Raw genomic sequence first — 20,271 nt, 5'->3', positions numbered from 1 at the left:
CCGCTACGTGCGGGCGCCATGCTTTGGCAGTTGACCCAGATGTTGTGGGTCGGCGGCTTCTGGCTGATTCATCTCGGTTTGCGAGCGGTGTTGGGCAAGATTGGCCTGGCACCATTGCTGATCGATGAGATTGCCGATGCGTTCGAAGTGCCGGTGGTGAGTTTTGCCGCCGCATGCGTGATCTTTCAGGCTTTGGTGCTGGTACAGGCCGAGGGCCTTGCCAGTCTATGGCGGGACTTTCGTGGACAGGTGTTGCTGATGGCGTTGTATGCGTGTGCGATGTTTGTCGCCGTGCGTGTCGGCTGGCCGCAAGCGCAGCGCTGGCAGGAGTTCAGTTTTCTGGTGTTGGGCTTTTCCGGTCTGGTGCTGGTGTTGCAACCGGTTCCGGGATGGAGTGGGAGGGTGCGCGAAGCACACCCTTGACCCTTGTCATCACTTGAAGCGATGAACGTTCGACAGCTGCTTGTTGACGCTGAAGTTCTTGCGATAAACCAGTGCCATCTTGCCGATGACCTGAACCAGGTCCGCTTTGCCGACCTTGCACAGTTCTGCAATGTGCGCCAGGCGCGACTCGCGGTCGAGGATGTTGAGCTTGATCTTGATCAGCTCATGATCCGCCAATGCGCGTTCGAGTTCGGCTAACACACCTTCAGTCAAACCGTTGTCAGCCACAGTCAAAACTGGTTTCAGATGGTGGCCAATGGATTTGTACTGTTTCTTCTGCTCTGGAGTGAGCGGCATAATCTGACCCTTTCGTCTGGATTCTGTAAAATGGCGGCCATTTTACCCGAGGGTTCGTGGATCCGCCCAATTAATCACGACCCTTATTATCGAGGTGCCCAATGGCGCGTTCCAAGACAAGCCTTGGTTGGCTGAAACGACATGTCAACGATCCTTATGTGAAGCAGGCGCAGAAGGATGGCTACCGCTCGCGTGCGAGTTACAAGCTTCTGGAGATCCAGGAGAAATACAAGCTGATCCGTTCCGGCATGAGCGTTGTCGACCTGGGCGCGGCGCCCGGCGGCTGGTCGCAGGTCACCAGCCGGTTGATCGGCGGTCAGGGCCGTCTGATTGCGTCGGACATTCTGGAAATGGACAGCATCCCGGACGTGACTTTCATCCAGGGTGACTTCACCGAGGACGAAGTGCTCGCGCGGATCCTTGAAGCCGTGGGTAATTCGCAGGTGGACCTTGTGATTTCCGATATGGCCCCCAATATGAGTGGTACGCCTGAAGTAGACATGCCCAAAGCCATGTTCCTTTGTGAGCTGGCGCTTGATCTGGCGGAGCGGATACTCAAGCCGGGCGGTAATTTCGTGATCAAGATTTTTCAGGGCGAAGGTTTCGATGTTTACCTGAAGGATGCTCGCAAGAAATTCGACAAGATCCAGATGATCAAGCCGGATTCGTCCCGTGGCAGCTCCCGCGAGCAATATATGCTGGCTTGGGGCTACCGCGGCGGCAACGAGTAAAACGAGTTTTTTGGCCGGGGTGATAGGTTTTTCGTATTTTGCCCCGCGTGCATAAGCGAATATTGTGTAGAAAGTGTTTCACAAAGGGTTACAGACGGCGCCTGCCAGAGTTGTAGGTAATGTAGTAAGTTAGGCCGGTGAATATCATGCGAAGCGCGCGCCAGTAGCGGAGCTTGCTTCAGAGGGTAGTTAATTGAACGATATGGCAAAGAATCTGATCCTGTGGTTGATCATCGCGGCAGTCCTCGTGACGGTGATGAACAACTTCTCCAGCCCTAACGAGCCGCAGACCCTCAACTATTCCGACTTCATCCAGCAGGTCAAGGATGGCAAGGTCGAGCGCGTAGCCGTCGACGGCTATGTGATTACCGGCAAACGCAACGATGGTGACAGCTTCAAGACCATTCGTCCGGCGATCCAGGACAATGGCCTGATCGGCGATCTGGTCGACAATCACGTTGTGGTTGAAGGCAAGCAGCCTGAACAGCAAAGCATCTGGACTCAACTCCTGGTGGCCAGCTTCCCGATCCTGGTGATCATTGCGGTGTTCATGTTCTTCATGCGCCAGATGCAGGGTGGCGCCGGGGGCAAGGGTGGACCGATGAGCTTCGGCAAGAGCAAGGCGCGCCTGCTCTCCGAAGATCAGGTGAAAACCACCCTGGCTGACGTTGCGGGTTGCGACGAAGCCAAGGAAGAAGTCGGCGAGCTGGTTGAGTTCCTGCGTGATCCGGGCAAGTTCCAGCGCCTGGGCGGTCGTATTCCTCGCGGTGTGCTGATGGTCGGCCCTCCGGGTACCGGTAAAACCTTGCTGGCCAAGGCGATTGCCGGCGAAGCGAAGGTACCGTTCTTCACTATTTCCGGTTCCGACTTCGTTGAAATGTTCGTGGGTGTCGGTGCAAGCCGCGTTCGTGACATGTTCGAGCAGGCCAAGAAACACGCACCGTGCATCATCTTCATCGACGAAATCGACGCCGTCGGTCGCCACCGTGGCGCCGGCATGGGCGGTGGTCACGACGAGCGCGAGCAGACTCTCAACCAGTTGCTGGTGGAGATGGATGGCTTCGAAATGAATGACGGCATCATCGTGATTGCGGCAACCAACCGTCCTGACGTACTCGACCCTGCGCTGCTGCGTCCGGGCCGTTTCGACCGTCAGGTGGTTGTAGGTTTGCCGGATATCCGTGGTCGCGAGCAGATCCTCAAGGTTCACATGCGCAAAGTGCCAATGGGCGACGACGTTGCTCCGGCCGTTATCGCACGCGGTACCCCGGGCTTCTCCGGTGCGGACCTGGCCAACCTGGTCAACGAGGCTTCGCTGTTCGCTGCACGCAGCGGCAAGCGCATCGTTGAAATGAAAGAATTCGAACTGGCCAAGGACAAGATCATGATGGGCGCCGAGCGCAAATCGATGGTCATGTCCGAGAAAGAAAAACAGAACACCGCTTATCACGAAGCTGGCCACGCCATTGTTGGTCGCGTCGTGCCTGAGCATGATCCGGTCTACAAGGTCTCGATCATTCCGCGTGGTCGTGCGCTGGGTGTGACCATGTTCCTGCCGGAAGAAGATCGCTACAGTCTGTCCAAGCGTGCGCTGATCAGTCAGATCTGCTCGCTGTACGGCGGCCGTATCGCCGAAGAAATGACTCTTGGTTTCGACGGTGTGACCACCGGCGCCTCCAACGACATCATGCGTGCCAGTCAGATTGCGCGGAACATGGTGACCAAGTGGGGTCTGTCGGAAAAACTCGGTCCGCTGATGTACGCCGAAGAAGAGGGCGAAGTGTTCCTCGGTCGCGGTGGTGGTGGTCAGAATGCCAGTTTCTCCGGTGAGACCGCCAAGCTGATCGACTCCGAAGTGCGTAGCATCATCGATCAGTGCTACGGCACGGCCAAGCAGATCCTCACGGACAACCGTGACAAGCTGGATGCCATGGCCGATGCGCTGATGAAATACGAAACCATCGATGCCGAGCAGATCGACGACATCATGGCGGGTCGTACGCCTCGTGAACCGCGTGACTGGACAGGTGGCACGGGTACGCCTCCGCCTCCAGTGATCCAGGATGAGCGTCCGGAAACACCGATCGGCGGTCCGGCTGCTGACGTTTAAGGTTTGAAATGACTTCTGCACAGTCCCTGACCCGGTTGCCTTGCGGCAACCGGGTTCTTGATTTGGCCCGGACGCATGTCATGGGCATTCTCAATGTCACTCCCGATTCCTTTTCCGATGGCGGCCGCTACAGTCAGCTCGACGTGGCCTTGCGTCACGCCGAAGCCATGGTGGCTGCTGGCGCGACGCTGATTGATGTCGGCGGTGAGTCGACCCGGCCCGGTGCTCGAGCGGTTTCGCCGCTGGAAGAGCTGGAGCGCGTAGCTCCGATCGTGGAGCTGATCAATCGCGAGCTGGATGTGGTGATCTCGGTCGATACTTCGACACCTGCAGTGATGCGCGAAACTGCGCGGCTCGGTGCCGGGTTGATCAATGACGTGCGCTCGCTGCGCCGTGATGGTGCGCTGGATGCCGCTGCGGCGACCGGGTTGCCGGTATGTCTGATGCACATGCTCGGTGAGCCAGGTGACATGCAGGACAATCCGCACTATCAGGACGTTACCCGGGAAGTGGGTGAGTTTCTGGCCGAGCGCATGGCCCAATGTGCGGCGGCGGGTATTCCTGCCGAGCGGATCATTCTTGATCCCGGTTTCGGTTTCGCCAAAACCCTGCAGCACAATCTAAGCTTGTTCAAGCATATGGAAGCCCTGCATGCGCTTGGGCGTCCGCTATTGGTCGGTGTCTCACGCAAAAGCATGATTGGTCAGGCGCTGAATCGTCCGGTGGGCGAGCGTCTGCATGGTGGTCTGGCACTCGCGGCACTGGCGTCGGTGAAAGGAGCGCGTATATTGCGCGTCCATGATGTGGCGGAAACGGTAGACGTGGTGCGTATGCTCGCGGCCGTGGAATCAGCCGAATAAGAATGATGGAGCACTTATGAGCAAGAAATACTTTGGTACTGACGGTATTCGTGGTCGTGTCGGTGAATATCCGATCACTCCGGACTTCATGCTCAAGCTCGGCTGGGCGGCTGGCATGGCTTTTCGCAAGATGGGCGCCTGCAAGGTACTGGTCGGCAAGGACACGCGAATTTCCGGCTACATGTTCGAGTCGGCTCTTGAAGCGGGCCTGACTTCGGCAGGTGCCGATGTGATGCTGCTGGGGCCGATGCCGACGCCGGCTATCGCCTACCTGTCGCGTACTTTCCAGGCCGAAGCCGGGATCGTGATCAGCGCTTCGCACAACCCGCATGACGATAACGGTATCAAGTTCTTCTCCGGCAAGGGCACCAAGTTGCCTGATGAGCTGGAGTTGATGATTGAAGAGTTGCTCGATACCCCGATGGCTGTGGTTGAGTCGAGCAAGATCGGCAAGGTGTCGCGCATTAACGACGCGTCGGGTCGTTACATCGAGTTCTGCAAAAGCAGTGTGCCCACCGGCACCAGTTTTTCCGGCCTGAAAATCGTGATCGACTGCGCAAACGGTGCGACCTACAAGGTTGCTCCAAGCGTCTTTCGAGAGCTGGGTGCGGAAGTTGTAGTGCTTTCAGCTCAGCCCAATGGCCTGAACATTAATGACAATTGCGGTTCGACCCATATGGGGTCGTTGCAGGCTGCTGTATTGGCTGAGCACGCTGATCTGGGTATCGCCTTCGATGGCGACGGTGATCGGGTGTTGATGGTCGATCACACTGGCGCCATCGTCGATGGTGACGAGCTGCTGTTCATTATTGCGCGCGATCTGCACGAGCGTGGCAAGTTGCAGGGTGGCGTGGTCGGTACTCTGATGAGCAATCTGGGTCTTGAGCTCGCGTTGGCGGATCTCTCGATTCCGTTCATTCGAGCGAATGTCGGTGATCGCTATGTGATCGCCGAGCTGCTGGAGCGCAACTGGCTGGTAGGTGGTGAGAATTCGGGCCACATCGTCTGCTTCAATCACACCACAACAGGTGATGCGATCATTGCGGCGTTGCAGGTGTTGATGGCATTGAAAGCCCGCAATGAAGGTCTTGCGCAAACGCGTCAGGTCTTGCGCAAGTGCCCTCAGGTGCTGATCAATGTGCGTTTCGCTGGTGGCGAAAGCCCGCTTGAGCATCCGGCTGTCAAGGAAGCCAGCGCGCGTGTAACTCAGGCGATGGCGGGTCGAGGTCGTGTGCTTCTGCGCAAGTCCGGCACAGAGCCGCTGGTGCGTGTGATGGTCGAAGGCGAGGATGAAACTCAGGTTCGCAGCTATGCAGAAGAACTGGCAAAACTGGTAAGTGAAGTTTCTGCCTGATTCGGCTTGCCAGCCATGATTGTGTTGGGTAACATCTGCGCCCACTTTGACCGACGAGGTACAGCATGCGTCGCCCTATGGTAGCTGGTAACTGGAAGATGCACGGTACCCGCGCCAGCGTCGCTGAGCTGATCAACGGCCTTCGTCATCTGGCCTTGCCAAGCGGTGTTGATGTCGCGGTATTCCCGCCTTGCTTGCATATCAATCAAGTGATTGATGGCTTGAAAGGTAAATCGATTTCGGTCGGTGCGCAGAATTCTGCGGTGGAATCCTTGCAAGGTGCATTGACCGGTGAAATTGCACCGAGTCAGTTGGTGGATGCAGGTTGTTCCCTGGTGCTTGTCGGGCACTCCGAACGCCGCCAGATAATGGGCGAGCGAGACGGGATGCTGAATCGCAAGTTCGCAGCGGCACAGGCATGTGGCTTGATTCCGGTGTTGTGTGTAGGGGAGACCCTCGAACAGCGCGAAGCCGGAAAAACTCTTGAGGTTGTCGGGCGTCAGCTGGGCAGCATCATCGAGGAGCTGGGTGTTGGTGCCTTTGCCAATGCAGTCATTGCTTACGAGCCTGTCTGGGCCATTGGTACCGGACTGACTGCAACGCCGCAACAGGCTCAGGATGTGCACAAAGCCATTCGCGAGCAGTTGGCGGCAGAGAATTCTGAAGTCGCACGAGGTGTGCGGCTTCTATACGGCGGCAGCGTGAAGGCGGCCAATGCGGTCGAACTGTTCGGCATGCCGGATATCGATGGGGGGCTCATTGGTGGAGCTTCCCTGAATGCAGATGAGTTCGGTGCGATCTGTCGCGCCGCGGGAAACTGAAAAAATGCTGGAAACAGTCGTAGTCGTTTTTCATCTGCTGGGTGCATTGGGCGTAGTTGCTCTGGTTTTGCTGCAGCAGGGTAAGGGTGCGGACGCTGGCGCGTCTTTCGGAGCAGGTGCTTCAAATACTGTGTTCGGAAGCCAAGGTTCCTCTACCTTTCTTAGTAAGTTTACTGCTATACTTGCCGCCGGTTTCTTCATAACCAGCTTGGGGTTAGGTTACTTTGCTAAAGAGAAAGCTCATCAGCTGACTCAAGCAGGTTTGCCAGATCCAGCAGTGTTGGAAGTACCTAAGCAACAAAAACCGGCTTCTGATGATGTCCCGGTGCTTCAAGAGCAAAAGTCGGCTACTCCAGCGACTGACGTACCTCCAGCTCAAGAGCAGAAGTAAGAAGGGTTTCAAACGTAGTTTTGCCGAGGTGGTGGAATTGGTAGACACGCAACCTTGAGGTGGTTGTGCCCATAGGGTGTAGGGGTTCGAGTCCCCTTCTCGGTACCAATTAGTCAGGAGAGCCCGCTGTTGCGGGCTTTCTTGCAGGTGGAAGGTTACATTGACCCTATAAGGGATCGGTCGTATACTTCCGCCCCAGCTTTGTCGCGGGGTGGAGCAGTCTGGTAGCTCGTCGGGCTCATAACCCGAAGGTCGTCGGTTCAAATCCGGCCCCCGCAACCAGTTTAAGGAGCCCCTTTTCAGGGGCTTTTTGTTAGCTGGACACTTTCTGCGCCGCTGTTCGACGGCGTTTCAAGGATGGGCGTTTCGCCCATTTTTTTATTTTGCAGCGCATGCATTTACATGCACGAGGGGGTTCAGGTGTCGAGCAAGCTAGAAGAGTTGCAGGCCTTGTTGGCCCCGGTGGTCGTGGCCCTAGGCTATGAATGCTGGGGTATCGAGTTTTCGGCTCAAGGTCGTCACTCGATGTTGCGTGTTTATATCGATAAAGAGGGTGGCGTGCTGGTGGACGATTGCGCCATTGTCAGCCGTCAGATCAGCGGTGTCCTGGATGTTGAAGATCCGATTTCCGTTGAATACACCCTCGAAGTTTCCTCGCCTGGCATGGAACGCCCACTGTTCACTCTTGAGCAGTTTGCAAAATTTGCCGGTGAACAAGTGAAGATCAAGCTGCGCTCGCCTTTCGAAGGTCGACGCAACTTTCAGGGCCTTCTGCGCGGTGTAGAAGAACAGGACGTCGTGGTGCAGGTAGAAGACCATGAGTTCCTGTTGCCGATCGATATGATCGACAAGGCCAACATTATTCCCAGTTTTGACTGAGACGCGGATCCCGCGGATCCAATGGCTTGCGAAAGGCGAGGCGTACGATGAGCAAAGAAGTACTGCTGGTTGTTGAGTCGGTATCCAATGAAAAGGGCGTACCGGCAAGCGTGATTTTTGAAGCGCTGGAGCTGGCTCTGGCCACTGCTACCAAAAAGCGTTTTGAAGACGAAGTTGACCTGCGTGTGGAGATCAATCGCCACACCGGTTCCTATGAGACTTTCCGTCGCTGGACAGTCGTCGAAGAGAATGACCTCGACGATCCTGCGATCGAAACCTGGCCAAGCAAGGTTGCCGAAACGCATCCGGGCGCCAAGGTCGGCGACGTCGTCGAAGAAAAGATCGAATCCATCGAGTTCGGCCGCATTGCTGCACAGACTGCCAAGCAAGTCATTGTGCAGAAAGTGCGTGAAGCCGAGCGCGCTCAAGTGGTCGACGCCTATCGCGAGCGCCTGGGAGAAATCATCTCCGGCACCGTGAAGAAAGTCACCCGCGACAACGTGATCGTCGATCTGGGCAACAACGCCGAAGCGTTGCTGGCCCGTGAAGACATCATTTCTCGCGAAACCTTCCGTGTCGGTGTGCGTCTGCGTGCACTGCTCAAGGAAATCCGCACCGAGAACCGCGGCCCGCAGCTGATCCTGTCGCGCACCGCGCCGGAAATGCTGATCGAGTTGTTCCGCATCGAAGTGCCGGAAATCGCTGAAGGCCTGATCGAAGTAATGGCAGCGTCCCGTGATCCGGGTTCGCGTGCCAAGATCGCTGTCCGTTCCAAGGACAAACGCATCGACCCGCAGGGCGCGTGCATCGGTATGCGCGGTTCGCGCGTCCAGGCCGTGTCGGGCGAGTTGGGTGGCGAGCGTGTCGATATCGTCCTGTGGGACGATAACCCGGCGCAGTTCGTGATCAATGCCATGTCGCCGGCAGAAGTGGCGGCGATTATCGTTGACGAAGATGCCCATGCAATGGACATCGCCGTTGGCGCAGACAATCTGGCTCAGGCCATCGGTCGGGGTGGTCAGAACGTGCGTCTGGCGAGCCAGTTGACTGGCTGGACCCTGAACGTGATGACCGAATCGGACATCCAGGCTAAGCAGCAAGCAGAAACCGGCGACATCCTGCGCAACTTCATCGACGAGCTGGAAGTCGACGAAGAACTGGCTCAGGTGCTGGTAGATGAAGGCTTCACCAGCCTGGAAGAGATTGCCTACGTACCGTTGGAAGAAATGCTCAACATCGACGGCTTTGACGAAGATATCGTCAACGAGCTTCGCGCTCGTGCCAAGGATCGTTTGTTGACCAAAGCCATCGCTACTGAGGAAAAGCTGGCAGACGCCCATCCGGCCGAAGACCTGCTCTCGCTTGAGGGTATGGACAAGGATTTGGCGATGGAACTGGCGGTGCGCGGCGTAATTACCCGCGAAGACCTGGCCGAGCAGTCTATTGACGACCTGCTCGACATCGACGGCATTGACGATGATCGTGCCGGCAAGTTGATCATGGCCGCCCGAGCCCACTGGTTCGAGTAATTAGGCGCGGCCTGAGGAGAGAAGTGCATGACGCAAGTCACGGTGAAACAACTGGCCGATGAGGTCAAAACACCGGTAGAGCGCCTGTTGCAGCAGATGCGTGAGGCAGGTCTGCCGCACACCGCCGCCGAAGAACATGTGACTGACAGTGAGAAGCAATCCCTGCTGACTCACTTGAAGAGCAGTCACAAGGCGAAAGTGGAAGAACCACGCAAGATCACGCTGCAGCGTAAAACCACCAGCACCCTGCGTGTGGCTGGTAGCAAGAGCATCAGCGTAGAAGTTCGCAAGAAGAAAGTTTTCGTACAGCGTAGCCCGGAAGAAATCGAAGCCGAGCGCAAGCGTGAACTGGATGAGCGTCGCGCAGTAGAAAATGCTGCCCGTCAGAAGGCTGAAGAAGAAGCCAAGCAGCGCGCTGAAGAAGAAGCGCGTCGCCAGCCTGCTGCTGCGCCGTCCGCGTCTGCCGAAGCTGTTGCTGCACCTGCGCCAGTAGCCGAACCCGTGCGCGAAGCCGCGCCGGTTGCTGCTGCGCCAGCTGCCGACACTCGCAAGCGTGACGAACAGCGTCGTCCGGACAAGCCACGTGCCGACGATAACAATCGTCGCGGCGGTGGTGGCGATGGCGAGCGCAAAAACGCTCCGCATCGCGCATCGGTCAAAGAAAAAGCGCCGGCTCCACGTGTGGCGCCACGCACTACCGACGAAGAAAGCGATGGCTTCCGTCGTGGTGGTCGCGGCAAGGCCAAGCTGAAGAAACGCAACGCTCACGGTTTCCAGAACCCTACCGGTCCTGTCGTGCGTGAAGTGAAGATCGGCGAGACCATCACTGTTGGCGATCTCGCCCAGCAGATGTCGGTCAAGGCTGCTGAAATCATCAAGTTCATGTTCAAACTGGGCACTCCAGCGACCATCAACCAGGTACTCGATCAGGAAACTGCTCAACTGGTTGCTGAAGAGCTGGGCCACAAAGTGACCCTGGTCAGCGACACCGCCCTGGAAGATTCCCTGGCCGAGTCCCTGAAGTTTGAAGGTGAGGCAGTTTCCCGTGCACCGGTCGTGACCGTAATGGGCCACGTTGACCACGGTAAGACTTCCCTGCTCGACTACATCCGTCGTGCCAAGGTTGCAGCGGGCGAAGCCGGCGGCATTACCCAGCACATCGGTGCATACCACGTTGAAACCGACCGTGGCATGGTGACGTTCCTCGACACCCCGGGTCACGCTGCGTTTACCGCAATGCGTGCCCGTGGTGCCAAGGCGACCGACATCGTGATCCTGGTGGTGGCGGCGGACGACGGCGTGATGCCGCAAACCATCGAGGCTGTTCAGCACGCTCAGGCGGCTGGCGTTCCTCTGGTGGTTGCGGTGAACAAGATCGACAAGCCTGGTGCTGACCTCGATCGCATCCGCAGCGAACTGTCGGTTCACGGCGTGACTTCCGAAGAGTGGGGCGGCGACACTCCATTCGTACCGGTTTCGGCGAAAATGGGTACCGGCGTTGACGAACTGCTCGAAGCCGTTCTGCTGCAGGCCGAAGTTCTCGAACTGACCGCCACTCCATCGGCTCCTGGCCGTGGTGTTGTCGTTGAATCGCGTCTGGACAAGGGCCGTGGCCCGGTGGCCACCGTGCTGGTTCAGGACGGTACGCTGCGTCAAGGCGACATGGTGCTGGTCGGCTCGAACTATGGCCGCGTGCGCGCCATGCTCGACGAGAACGGCAAGCCGATCAAGGAAGCAGGTCCGGCCATTCCGGTCGAGATCCTGGGTCTTGACGGTACACCAGACGCTGGCGACGAGATGAGCGTGGTTGCCGACGAGAAGAAAGCCCGTGAAGTGGCTCTGTTCCGTCAAGGCAAGTTCCGCGAAGTCAAACTGGCTCGCGCTCACGCCGGCAAGCTGGAAAACATCTTCGAAAACATGGGTCAGGAAGAGAAGAAGACGCTCAACATCGTCCTCAAATCCGACGTCCGTGGTTCGCTGGAAGCTTTGCAGGGCGCTCTGAACGGCCTGGGCAACGACGAAGTGCAAGTGCGCGTAGTCGGTGGCGGTGTCGGTGGTATCACCGAGTCCGACGCCAACCTGGCACTGGCTTCCAACGCTGTACTGTTCGGCTTCAACGTGCGTGCCGATGCTGGCGCACGGAAGATCGTCGAGCAGGAAGGTCTGGACATGCGTTACTACAACGTGATCTACGACATCATCGAAGACGTCAAGAAAGCCCTGACCGGCATGCTCGGCAGCGATGTTCGCGAGAACATCCTGGGCGTGGCCGAAGTGCGCGACGTGTTCCGTTCGCCGAAGTTTGGCGCGATCGCTGGTTGCATGGTGATCGAAGGTGTTGTGCACCGTAACCGTCCGATCCGTGTACTGCGTGAAGACATCGTTATCTTCGAAGGCGAGCTGGAATCCCTGCGCCGCTTCAAGGATGACGCTTCCGAAGTACGTGCCGGCATGGAATGCGGTATCGGCGTGAAGAGCTACAACGACGTCAAAGTCGGTGACAAGATCGAAGTCTTCGAGAAGGTTCAGGTTGCTCGCAGCCTCTGACTCGCGCACTTCAAGGGCCACGCCGAGCCGCCGCATGCAGATGCGCGCCACGGCGTCAGGACTCTAAACGCAACGCCCGGTCTGGCTTTTGTCAGGCCGGGCGTTTGCCGCTTTCAGACCTTGCGGGTTTCACCGCGGGGCAGTAACAGGTAACAAAATCATGGCAAAAGAATACAGCCGTACCCAACGTATCGGCGATCAGATGCAGCGTGAGCTGGCCCAACTGATCCGTCGTGAAGTCAAAGACCCGCGCGTCGGCCTGGTCACCATTACCGCTGTTGAAGTCAGCCGTGACGTCGGTCACGCGAAGATCTTCATCACCGTGATGGGGCAGGACAACGCCGAAGACATCGCGCAAAGCATCAAGGTGCTCAACGCTGCCGCAGGTTTCCTGCGCATGCAGCTGGCCCGTGAAATGAAGCTGCGCAGCGTGCCGCAATTGCACTTCCACTACGACGAAAGCGTCGTGCGTGGCGCGCATCTGTCGGCCCTGATCGAGCGCGCCGTGGCTGAGGACAATCAGCACCTGGCCGCTGCACCTGAAGACACCAAGGAGTAATTCGGTGACTCAGGTCAAACGTATCCGTCGTAATGTCAGCGGTATCATCCTGCTCGACAAGCCGCTGGGGTTCACCTCCAACGCCGCGTTGCAGAAGGTTCGCTGGTTGCTCAACGCCGAGAAGGCCGGTCACACCGGCAGTCTCGACCCGCTGGCCACCGGTGTCTTGCCGCTGTGCTTTGGCGAGGCAACGAAGTTTTCGCAATACCTGCTCGATTCCGACAAGGGTTACGAGACCCTGGCGCAACTGGGCAAGACCACCACCACGGCGGACGCCGAGGGTGAGGTTTTGCAGGAGCGTCCGGTGACCGTTGGTCGCGCCGATGTCGAAGCGGTTCTGCCGAAATTTCGTGGGCAAATCAGTCAGATACCGCCGATGTACTCGGCACTCAAGCGTGACGGTCAGCCGCTGTACAAGCTGGCCCGTGCAGGCGAAGTAGTGGAGCGCGAACCGCGTTCTGTTACTATTGCGCGCTTGGAATTGCTGGCCTTCGAAGGCGATACTGCGCGTCTTGCGGTGGATTGCAGCAAGGGCACCTATATCCGTACCCTGGTGGAGGATATCGGTGAGCAACTCGGTTGTGGTGCGTACGTCGCGGAACTGCGTCGTACCCAGGCCGGGCCTTTCACCCTGGCGCAGACCGTGACCCTCGAAGAGCTGGAAGCGGTACATGCCGAAGGCGGCAACGAAGCGGTCGACCGCTTCCTGATGCCATCGGACAGCGGCCTGCAGGATTGGCCGCTGCTGCACTTCTCCGAAGCGAGTGCGTTCTACTGGCTCAACGGCCAGCCGGTACGCGCCCCGGATGCTCCGAAGTTCGGCATGGTACGGGTACAGGATCACAATGGTCGCTTCATCGGTATCGGTGAAGTGAGCGAAGACGGGCGCATCGCGCCGCGTCGACTGATTCGGTCAGAATGACCGAACGAGTGTGGCTGTTAACAGGCACGGTCACTACTCATTTATAGATACAGGGATTTGTCCCTGGCCTGTTGAAACTGTTTTTGAAACAGTTTCCTGATAAAAGGATTGCCTCATGGCTCTCGACGTTCAAGAAAAAGCTCAAATCGTTGCCGACTACCAGCAAGCTGTTGGTGATACTGGTTCGCCAGAAGTGCAAGTTGCACTGCTGACCGCCAACATCAACAAACTGCAAGGTCACTTCAAGGCCAACGGTAAAGACCACCACTCCCGTCGTGGTCTGATCCGCATGGTAAACCAGCGTCGCAAGCTGCTGGACTACCTGAAAGGCAAAGATCTGAGCCGTTACAGCGCTCTGATCGGCCGCCTGGGTCTGCGTCGCTAATCAGCGATTGCGCTATGAGGTTGGTTGTCTGTCAGGCATCAGCGGTTTTCCGCTGGTGGCTGGCAGGCTCCCAGCCTCAAGTTTTATCTGCACTACCGTTTTACCCGGACAGTCAGCGGGCCGATTCCCGACATTGCCCAAGAATTTCGCAAGAAACCAGTTCCCCCAAGAGCCACAAAGAAGGTAGGACACCGTGAACCCGGTAATCAAAAAATTCCAGTTCGGTCAGTCGACCGTTACCCTCGAGACTGGCCGTATCGCCCGTCAGGCCTCCGGCGCAGTATTGGTCACCGTTGACGACGACGTCAGCGTATTGGTGACCGTCGTCGGTGCCAAGCAAGCCGATCCAGGCAAGGGCTTCTTCCCTCTGTCCGTTCACTACCAGGAAAAAACTTACGCTGCCGGTAAGATCCCTGGCGGTTTCTTCAAGCGCGAAGGCCGTCCTTCCGAGAAAGAAACCCTGACTTCCCGACTGATCGACCGTCCGATCCGTCCGCTGTTCCCAGAAGGCTTCATGAACGAAGTGCAGGTTGTCTGCACCGTCGTTTCCACCAGCAAGAAGACCGATCCGGACATCGCTGCGATGATCGGTACCTCGGCTGCCCTGGCCATCTCGGGCATTCCGTTCGACGGCCCGATCGGCGCCGCTCGCGTAGCGTTCCACGAAAGCACCGGCTACCTGCTGAACCCGACCTACGAGCAGCAAGCTGCTTCGAGCCTGGACATGGTCGTTGCCGGTACTGCGGACGCCGTACTGATGGTTGAATCGGAAGCCAAAGAGCTGACCGAAGACCAGATGCTGGGCGCGGTACTGTTCGCTCACGACGAGTTCCAGGTGGTGATCAACGCCGTCAAAGAACTGGCCGCTGAAGCTGCCAAGCCAACCTGGACCTGGGCTCCGGCGCCAGAAGCCACTGAACTGCTGGGCGCGATCCGTGCCGAGTTCGGCGAAGCGATCTCCCAGGCTTACACCATCACCGTCAAGGCTGACCGCTACGCCCGTCTGGGCGAGCTGAAAGACCAGGTTGTGGCCAAGCTGTCCGGCGAAGAAGGCCAGCCTTCGGCTGCTGACGTCAAAGCGGCTTTCGGCGAAATCGAATACCGCACCGTTCGCGAAAACATCGTTAACGGCAAGCCACGTATCGACGGCCGCGACACCCGCACCGTACGTCCGCTGAACATCGAAGTCGGCGTTCTGCCGAAGACTCACGGTTCGGCCCTGTTCACCCGTGGTGAAACTCAGGCTCTGGTCGTTGCGACCCTGGGTACTGCCCGTGACGCACAGCTGCTGGACACCCTGGAAGGCGAGAAAAAAGACCCGTTCATGCTGCACTACAACTTCCCGCCGTTCTCGGTGGGCGAGTGTGGTCGCATGGGTGGTGCTGGTCGTCGTGAAATCGGTCACGGCCGTCTGGCCCGTCGTTCGGTTTCGGCCATGCTGCCAGCCGCTGACGTGTTCCCGTACACCATCCGTGTGGTTTCGGAAATCACCGAATCCAACGGTTCGAGCTCGATGGCTTCTGTTTGCGGCGCTTCCCTGGCCCTGATGGACGCTGGCGTTCCAATGAAGGCGCCGGTTGCCGGTATCGCCATGGGTCTGGTTAAAGAAGGCGAGAAGTTCGCCGTCCTGACCGACATCCTGGGTGACGAAGACCACCTGGGCGACATGGACTTCAAAGTCGCCGGTACCGCCAAAGGCGTTACTGCGCTGCAGATGGACATCAAGATCAAGGGCATCACCGAAGAGATCATGGAAATCGCTCTGGGCCAAGCCCTGGAAGCGCGCCTGAACATCCTCGGCCAGATGAACCAGATCATTGGCCAGTCGCGTACCGAACTGTCGGCCAACGCTCCGACCATGATCGCGATGAAGATCGACACCGACAAGATCCGTGACGTTATCGGTAAAGGTGGCGCGACCATCCGTGCGATCTGCGAAGAAACCAAGGCTTCGATCGACATCGAAGACGACGGTTCGATCAAGATCTTCGGCGAAACCAAGGATGCCGCAGAAGCTGCTCGTCAGCGCGTTCTGAGCATCACTGCAGAAGCTGAAATCGGCAAGATCTACGTCGGCAAGGTTGAGCGCATCGTCGACTTCGGCGCATTCGTCAACATCCTGCCGGGCAAGGACGGTCTGGTGCACATCTCGATGCTGAGCGACGCTCGCGTAGAGAAAGTCACCGACATCCTGAAAGAAGGCCAGGAAGTGGAAGTGCTGGTACTGGACGTGGACAACCGCGGCCGTATCAAGCTGTCCATCAAAGACGTGGCAGCAGCCAAGGCTTCGGGCGTTTAATCGCCCCACAGCCTTAGCGCAATAAAAATGCCCCGCCGTGAAAACGGTGGGGCATTTTTTTGTCTGCCACAAATGATAATCAGCAGAGACGCCGCTCAAATTTGCCGCAACCCGAGACCGGTGCTAGGTTTAGCCCACCGCCCGTGTAGCTCAGCCGGTAGAGCAGCGCACTCGTAACGCGAAGGTCGCAGGTTCGATTCCTGTCTCGGGCACCATCCCCTCAGTCCCCCGGTTTATGTCTTCCAGGTCAAAGTTTTTGTGGGAGAGATGTAAAGAGCCGTGTAATTCGTCATGCAAACGTCCTATATTCGATGCCTGCATGAGCATCGCCCAGCAGTTTTCAGATGATCCCGAATGGTTCCGAAGGCCGGACAATCCGCGTCAGAGAGATCCTTGATGATCCAGATCCATCCTCCATTCTTACGATCAGCGAGAACGCCATGACCGAATTAACTCAAGAGCAACGTCACGAACAAGCGCTGGAAAAATACATTCTGGACGTGCCGGATCTGAAAGAAGAGATCAAGGACCTGAGTCCTGATGATCAGAAAGACCAGATCCAGTGGGCATTCGAAGACGAAGCCGAAGCTCAGGGTTTGCAGCCGTGGGAGTTGACGCTCAAGTACACCAGCACCCCTGAAGAGTTCGAGGCCAAGCGTCTGGAGCTGCACAAGGAGGCGGCCGAAGTGTTGGGCGTCGAGTGGGACGAGTACTGCGAGATGAACAATTTGGTGGTCTGAAACAAAAACGCCAGCCTCAACCAGGCTGGCGTTTTTTATTGCGCGACGGCCTTAGAGGCTCAGACGCATCGACAGGTCCACTGCCTTCACGTCCTTGGTCATCGCCCCGATCGAGATGTAATCCACGCCGGTTTCGGCGATCGGCAGCAGCGTGCTTTCGTTGATGCCGCCGCTGGCTTCCAGTTTGGCCTTGCCGCCGTTCAGGCGTACGGCTTCGCGCATGTCGTCCAGGCTCAACTCGTCGAGCATGATGATATCGGCGCCGGCTGCCAGCGCTTCCTTCAACTCCTCCAGGCTCTCCACTTCGACCTCAACCGGTTTGCCCGGCGCGATCTTGTGCGCAGCAGCGATGGCCTGCGCGATGCCGCCGCTGGCGGCGATGTGGTTTTCCTTGATCAGGAACGCGTCGTAGAGGCCGATGCGGTGGTTGTGGCAACCGCCGCAGGTCACGGCGTATTTCTGCGCCAGACGCAGGCCTGGCAGGGTCTTGCGAGTATCCAGCAGCTTGACCTGGGTCTGCGCCACGAAGTCCGCCAGGTACTGCGCACGCGTGGCCACGCCGGACAGCAGTTGCAGGAAGTTCAGCGCACTGCGCTCACCCGTCAGCAACGAACGGGCCGGGCCTTCCAGATGAAACAGCGGCTGATTGGGTTTGACCCGTTCGCCGTCCCGCACTTGCCAGTGCACCGCGACCCGCGGATCGAGCTGGCGAAACACCGTATCGACCCACGCCGTACCGCAGATAACTGCTTCGTCGCGAGTGATGATGGTGGCTTTGGCCAGACGTTCGGCCGGGATCAGTTGCGCGGTGATGTCGCCGCTGCCGACATCTTCGAGCAACGCACGGCGCACGTTGGCTTCGATTTCGGCGGTCAAATCGGCGAGACGTAGATTCGGCATAACGGGCTCCACAGACTAAGTGCGCCGATTATAGGGGCATGGCGAGAGCCAACCCAAGGCGAGAACTCGCGTGCCTGACTGCATCTGGTCGATTTTCTTTGAGCAAAGCCCGATTTCCGTGGTCACTGAAAGGTGTTGCAGGCATAGGGGAAACCCTGACGGCTATAGCGCCGGGGACAAGTTTTGCAAGATAATCCGCCTTGCATTTGACGTCATAGCTTTGACGTGCAATTCGCTCCCACCGGGCATTGCGTTTTGACTGACCAGTGGAATCACCGTTTCAGGAGGCTTGGATGCGCAACGACGGGAATGTAGTGCCTTTGCACAAGGCTGCTACCGATCAGGCGAATCATTCGCCGCTCGCCCGCCTGCCTGTGATTCTGCTTCAGGTCCGCGACAAGGCGGCCCAGCAACTGCGCCATGGTTTGCAGGAGTTGTTCGATAACGCCGACGACACCCTGTTCGAGATGGCCGACCGGGCGCGCAACGATGTCGAACAGAACATCTTTTTCGAAGCCATGCGCGACCTGCGCCTCAAGCGCAAAAACATCGAGCGCGGTTTTCTCGAGCAATTCTTCGAAGCCTTTGTCGCGCTGATTCAATACGACGCCGCACCACCCACATTGCCCGGCACGCTGATGTTCGAGGATTCGGCACCGCGTACCGATGACATGGAGCGCAGTGTGGCGGTCGAGACCATGGTCGGCCGCGTGCTCAAGCGTGACGGCTTTGCCCTCGATCAACTGACCGCGCGGCTCAACGCGTTGCTGGGCAAGGATTTCGACAACCAGCACAACCCGCTCGGCCCGGCGATGCTCTGCGAGTTTTTCCTGCAGGCCGGACGTAACCTGGGCGTGGAGATCAAGGTCAAACTGATCCTGCTCAAACTGTTCGAACGCTACGTGCTGGCCGATACCGAGCAACTGTACGCCGAAGCCAATCAATTGCTGATTGCCACCGGCGTCTTGCCTGAGTTGAAGCCAGCACCGGCGCGGCGCGCAATCGAGCGCGCGACGGCCAGTATCAACAATGAAGAAGGTGCCGAACCCGAGCCCGCCGACGAAGGCGTGCAGGAAGTCTTTGCGGCGTTGCAGGAGTTGCTTTTGCATGTGCGCGGCAGCGTCGCGCCGACCCTGGAGCCGAGTGCTACCGCGCAACCGATTACCACCCGCGATCTGCTGCGCCTGCTTTCGCACTTGCAGCAATACGTCCCGGCGCTGGCGGCGCAAGACGATTTCGATCTGCGCAATCAGCTTGAACAGTTGCTGACGCGGGTCAGTGTCAGGAGCGGTAAATCGCGCATCGTCGACGGCGCCGATGAAGACGTGATCAACCTGATCGCCATGGTCTTCGAATGCATCCTTGAAGACCGTAACCTGCCGGATTCGCTCAAGGCGCTGATCGCGCGTTTGCAGATCCCGATGCTCAAGGTGGCGGTACTCGACAAAAGTTTCTTCAGCCGCAGCAGTCATCCGGCGCGGCGCCTGCTCAACGAAATCGCCGATGCCGCCATGGGGTGGGGCGACTGCAATGGCGAGGCCCGCGACAGCCTGTATCTGCGCATCGAACAAGTGGTGCAGCGTCTGCTGAGTGACTTCGTCGACGATCCGGCGATTTTCTCCGAGTTGCTCGCCGACTTCCTGGCCTTCACCAGTGATGAGCGGCGGCGCAGCGAGTTGCTGGAGCAGCGTTTGCGCGATGCCGAAGAGGGCCGGGCGAAAACCGAACTGGCGCGGCAACGGGTCGAGCAGGCGTTGAACCTGGCGCTGCTGGGTAAAGTCCTGCCGCCGTCGGTGGTGACGTTCGTGCGCGATGCCTGGAGCAAGGTGCTGCTGCTGACCTGTCTCAAGCATGGCGATCACTCGGCTGAGTGGCAGGCCGATGTGCAGACCATGGAGCAATTGATCTGGAGCGTGCAGCGTCACGACGAAGCGGACGCCGGTCTGCAATTGTTGGCGCTGGTGCCTGGTTTGCTCAAATCACTGCGTGACGGCCTGAGCAGCTCGGCGTTTGATCCGTTCGCCACCAGCGAATTTTTCAGCGAACTGGAAGCGCTGCATGTGCGGGTGCTTGAACCTGCAACCGAGCAGCCGCCGGCGGATGCGCCGGCGCTGGTTGAAGTGTCGCAGCACATTACCCTGCGCAGCGCCGATGAGGGCGCGGTCGGCCTGAACGCCAGCGGCCTTGCGCATGACGACCCCGGGCTGCGTCAGGTGGAGCAACTGCGCCTGGGCAACTGGGTCGCGTTCCAGGAAGACGACGAGCACAGCCTGCGCTGCAAGCTGGCAGCGATCATCGAAGCCACCGGCAAATACGTGTTTGTCGACCGTACCGGGATGAAAGTGCTGGAGCGCAGCCGCGTCGATCTGGCCCTTGAGTTTCGCCGTGGCGCGGTGCGGGCGCTGGATGACACCTTGCTGTTCGATCGGGCGCTGGAGTCGGTGCTCGGCAATCTGCGGCGACTCAATCGCGGCAAGTGATCGCGCGCCGGGGGCCGATCACG

Annotated in this window: 18 protein-coding genes and 3 tRNA genes; 19 read left to right on the top strand and 2 right to left on the bottom strand. The window is 58.3% G+C overall.

Annotated elements, in window-relative coordinates:
* The first annotated feature begins 18 nt into the window (after window positions 1-18).
* Complete coding sequence (locus LCH64_RS26250) at window positions 19-423, top strand: hypothetical protein (protein WP_003221532.1); 405 nt, start codon at window positions 19-21, stop codon at window positions 421-423.
* 9 nt (window positions 424-432) lie between these two features.
* Here the strand turns inward: LCH64_RS26250 and LCH64_RS26245 are convergent, their stop codons facing one another.
* On the bottom strand, window positions 433-741 hold the full coding sequence (locus LCH64_RS26245; protein WP_003221534.1) for a YhbY family RNA-binding protein: 309 nt from the start codon (window positions 739-741) through the stop codon (window positions 433-435).
* A gap of 101 nt (window positions 742-842) precedes the next feature.
* On the opposite strand from LCH64_RS26245, the gene rlmE reads away from it, so the two are divergent.
* From rlmE to LCH64_RS26160, 17 genes are all read left to right on the top strand, one after another.
* Complete coding sequence (rlmE, locus tag LCH64_RS26240; protein ID WP_003221536.1) at window positions 843-1,472, top strand: 23S rRNA (uridine(2552)-2'-O)-methyltransferase RlmE; 630 nt, start codon at window positions 843-845, stop codon at window positions 1,470-1,472.
* 202 nt (window positions 1,473-1,674) lie between these two features.
* A complete protein-coding gene (ftsH, locus tag LCH64_RS26235; protein ID WP_027610779.1) occupies window positions 1,675-3,582 on the top strand; it encodes an ATP-dependent zinc metalloprotease FtsH in 1,908 nt (635 codons plus the stop codon).
* An 8-nt stretch (window positions 3,583-3,590) separates the two neighbouring features.
* Window positions 3,591-4,442 (top strand): dihydropteroate synthase, encoded by an 852-nt coding sequence (folP, locus tag LCH64_RS26230; RefSeq protein WP_045122287.1) that lies wholly within the window; start codon window positions 3,591-3,593, stop codon window positions 4,440-4,442.
* Window positions 4,443-4,458: 16 nt separating this feature from the next.
* On the top strand, window positions 4,459-5,796 hold the full coding sequence (gene glmM / locus LCH64_RS26225) for a phosphoglucosamine mutase (RefSeq protein ID WP_226501740.1): 1,338 nt from the start codon (window positions 4,459-4,461) through the stop codon (window positions 5,794-5,796).
* A gap of 65 nt (window positions 5,797-5,861) precedes the next feature.
* Window positions 5,862-6,617, top strand: a complete 756-nt coding sequence (gene tpiA, locus LCH64_RS26220; protein WP_226501739.1) for a triose-phosphate isomerase — start codon at window positions 5,862-5,864, stop codon at window positions 6,615-6,617.
* 4 nt (window positions 6,618-6,621) lie between these two features.
* Window positions 6,622-7,008 (top strand): preprotein translocase subunit SecG, encoded by a 387-nt coding sequence (gene secG, locus LCH64_RS26215; protein WP_045122288.1) that lies wholly within the window; start codon window positions 6,622-6,624, stop codon window positions 7,006-7,008.
* A 22-nt stretch (window positions 7,009-7,030) separates the two neighbouring features.
* A tRNA-Leu gene (locus LCH64_RS26210) sits at window positions 7,031-7,116 on the top strand.
* Between the two features lie 97 nt (window positions 7,117-7,213).
* Window positions 7,214-7,290 (top strand) — tRNA-Met (locus LCH64_RS26205).
* 138 nt (window positions 7,291-7,428) lie between these two features.
* Complete coding sequence (rimP, locus tag LCH64_RS26200; protein ID WP_007973115.1) at window positions 7,429-7,887, top strand: ribosome maturation factor RimP; 459 nt, start codon at window positions 7,429-7,431, stop codon at window positions 7,885-7,887.
* 47 nt (window positions 7,888-7,934) lie between these two features.
* Complete coding sequence (nusA, locus tag LCH64_RS26195; protein ID WP_003221546.1) at window positions 7,935-9,416, top strand: transcription termination factor NusA; 1,482 nt, start codon at window positions 7,935-7,937, stop codon at window positions 9,414-9,416.
* A 27-nt stretch (window positions 9,417-9,443) separates the two neighbouring features.
* The gene (gene infB, locus LCH64_RS26190; protein ID WP_003221547.1) at window positions 9,444-11,963 is read left to right on the top strand and encodes a translation initiation factor IF-2; all 2,520 of its coding nucleotides are present in this window, start codon (window positions 9,444-9,446) and stop codon (window positions 11,961-11,963) included.
* A gap of 160 nt (window positions 11,964-12,123) precedes the next feature.
* The gene (gene rbfA, locus LCH64_RS26185) at window positions 12,124-12,522 is read left to right on the top strand and encodes a 30S ribosome-binding factor RbfA (protein ID WP_003221549.1); all 399 of its coding nucleotides are present in this window, start codon (window positions 12,124-12,126) and stop codon (window positions 12,520-12,522) included.
* A gap of 4 nt (window positions 12,523-12,526) precedes the next feature.
* On the top strand, window positions 12,527-13,444 hold the full coding sequence (truB, locus tag LCH64_RS26180; protein WP_226501738.1) for a tRNA pseudouridine(55) synthase TruB: 918 nt from the start codon (window positions 12,527-12,529) through the stop codon (window positions 13,442-13,444).
* A gap of 115 nt (window positions 13,445-13,559) precedes the next feature.
* Window positions 13,560-13,829 (top strand): 30S ribosomal protein S15, encoded by a 270-nt coding sequence (gene rpsO / locus LCH64_RS26175; RefSeq protein WP_003221553.1) that lies wholly within the window; start codon window positions 13,560-13,562, stop codon window positions 13,827-13,829.
* 193 nt (window positions 13,830-14,022) lie between these two features.
* Window positions 14,023-16,128 carry a polyribonucleotide nucleotidyltransferase gene (gene pnp, locus LCH64_RS26170; RefSeq protein WP_003221554.1) on the top strand — a complete coding sequence of 702 codons (2,106 nt, stop codon included), beginning with the start codon at window positions 14,023-14,025 and terminating at the stop codon, window positions 16,126-16,128.
* Between the two features lie 139 nt (window positions 16,129-16,267).
* Window positions 16,268-16,343, top strand: a tRNA-Thr gene (locus tag LCH64_RS26165).
* Window positions 16,344-16,568: 225 nt separating this feature from the next.
* Complete coding sequence (locus LCH64_RS26160; protein WP_003221556.1) at window positions 16,569-16,868, top strand: DUF6388 family protein; 300 nt, start codon at window positions 16,569-16,571, stop codon at window positions 16,866-16,868.
* Window positions 16,869-16,919: 51 nt separating this feature from the next.
* Here the strand turns inward: LCH64_RS26160 and nadC are convergent, their stop codons facing one another.
* Window positions 16,920-17,768 (bottom strand): carboxylating nicotinate-nucleotide diphosphorylase, encoded by an 849-nt coding sequence (nadC, locus tag LCH64_RS26155; RefSeq protein ID WP_003221558.1) that lies wholly within the window; start codon window positions 17,766-17,768, stop codon window positions 16,920-16,922.
* Window positions 17,769-18,061: 293 nt separating this feature from the next.
* Here nadC and LCH64_RS26150 point away from each other — a divergent pair, with 293 nt between their 5' ends.
* The gene (locus LCH64_RS26150) at window positions 18,062-20,248 is read left to right on the top strand and encodes a DUF1631 domain-containing protein (RefSeq protein ID WP_226501737.1); all 2,187 of its coding nucleotides are present in this window, start codon (window positions 18,062-18,064) and stop codon (window positions 20,246-20,248) included.
* Window positions 20,249-20,271 lie beyond the last annotated feature (23 nt).

The sequence above is a fragment of the Pseudomonas sp. MWU16-30322 genome (assembly GCF_020515535.1).
Lineage (GTDB): Bacteria > Pseudomonadota > Gammaproteobacteria > Pseudomonadales > Pseudomonadaceae > Aquipseudomonas > Aquipseudomonas fluorescens_H.
This window is presented reverse-complemented; position numbering and strand designations above follow the sequence as displayed.

What these genes read in the sequence shown, in the direction of transcription:
- ftsH (WP_027610779.1), top strand. Translation starts at nt 1,675, where the DNA reads ATGGCAAAGAATCTGATCCTGTGGTTGATCATCGCGGCAGTCCTCGTG.
- LCH64_RS26250 (WP_003221532.1), top strand. Translation starts at nt 19, where the DNA reads ATGCTTTGGCAGTTGACCCAGATGTTGTGGGTCGGCGGCTTCTGGCTG.
- nusA (WP_003221546.1), top strand. Translation starts at nt 7,935, where the DNA reads ATGAGCAAAGAAGTACTGCTGGTTGTTGAGTCGGTATCCAATGAAAAG.
- infB (WP_003221547.1), top strand. Translation starts at nt 9,444, where the DNA reads ATGACGCAAGTCACGGTGAAACAACTGGCCGATGAGGTCAAAACACCG.
- LCH64_RS26150 (WP_226501737.1), top strand. Translation starts at nt 18,062, where the DNA reads ATGCGCAACGACGGGAATGTAGTGCCTTTGCACAAGGCTGCTACCGAT.
- LCH64_RS26245 (WP_003221534.1), bottom strand. Translation starts at nt 741, where the DNA reads ATGCCGCTCACTCCAGAGCAGAAGAAACAGTACAAATCCATTGGCCAC.
- rpsO (WP_003221553.1), top strand. Translation starts at nt 13,560, where the DNA reads ATGGCTCTCGACGTTCAAGAAAAAGCTCAAATCGTTGCCGACTACCAG.
- tpiA (WP_226501739.1), top strand. Translation starts at nt 5,862, where the DNA reads ATGCGTCGCCCTATGGTAGCTGGTAACTGGAAGATGCACGGTACCCGC.
- secG (WP_045122288.1), top strand. Translation starts at nt 6,622, where the DNA reads ATGCTGGAAACAGTCGTAGTCGTTTTTCATCTGCTGGGTGCATTGGGC.
- nadC (WP_003221558.1), bottom strand. Translation starts at nt 17,768, where the DNA reads ATGCCGAATCTACGTCTCGCCGATTTGACCGCCGAAATCGAAGCCAAC.
- rlmE (WP_003221536.1), top strand. Translation starts at nt 843, where the DNA reads ATGGCGCGTTCCAAGACAAGCCTTGGTTGGCTGAAACGACATGTCAAC.
- LCH64_RS26160 (WP_003221556.1), top strand. Translation starts at nt 16,569, where the DNA reads ATGACCGAATTAACTCAAGAGCAACGTCACGAACAAGCGCTGGAAAAA.
- rbfA (WP_003221549.1), top strand. Translation starts at nt 12,124, where the DNA reads ATGGCAAAAGAATACAGCCGTACCCAACGTATCGGCGATCAGATGCAG.
- glmM (WP_226501740.1), top strand. Translation starts at nt 4,459, where the DNA reads ATGAGCAAGAAATACTTTGGTACTGACGGTATTCGTGGTCGTGTCGGT.
- folP (WP_045122287.1), top strand. Translation starts at nt 3,591, where the DNA reads ATGACTTCTGCACAGTCCCTGACCCGGTTGCCTTGCGGCAACCGGGTT.